Below are 554 nucleotides of genomic sequence, written 5' to 3' on the forward strand. Positions count from 1 at the left end.
CCGCCAAAAGGAAGAGAAAGAAAATACCAACATTGACCCCATCATGAACACACCGACATACTGACAGGCGGGTCAAATCTCGATGACAATGCTGGGTCAGTTCTCAATGACATCCAACACCCATGTCCTTCATCAGCCGCGCCACCGTGCAACGCGCGACAGCGAAGCCTTCGCGAACGAGCTGTCGCCAGACCTTGCGGACACACCGTAGACGCGCCAGTTCTCTTCGAACACACGGCGTATCTCGGGCCGCAGGGCGCCATCACGACGGGCACGGTCCGACAATCGCGCTGTATCCACCCACTTCGCCAGGTGAGCATAGGAGGTGGAAGGGGCGATCGGCAGCATCGCGCAGATCGGCCCGACCCCATGCGCATCCCTGTGCGCCTCGACAAAATCGCATCCCTGTGCGCCTCGGTAAAATCCACCATCACGTCGACCGGCGGTCGAGCATTTCAGGCAGCGCTCGAAGCGATGCCGCTGCTGCCTTCGATCATCGCAAAATAGGCGCTCGCCTTACGCAGGATCTCGTTCGCCTGCCGGAGCTCCCGGTT

Annotated in this window: 1 pseudogene; it reads right to left on the reverse strand. The window is 60.1% G+C overall.

Going from position 1 to position 554, the window contains the following annotated elements:
• Nucleotides 1-115: 115 nt before the first annotated feature.
• A pseudogene (locus tag PAF17_RS20145) lies at nt 116-554 on the reverse strand (IS3 family transposase); the annotation flags it as partial.

The sequence above is a fragment of the Paracoccus onchidii genome (genome assembly GCF_028294535.1).
In the GTDB taxonomy this organism is placed as follows: Bacteria; Pseudomonadota; Alphaproteobacteria; order Rhodobacterales; family Rhodobacteraceae; genus Paracoccus; species Paracoccus onchidii.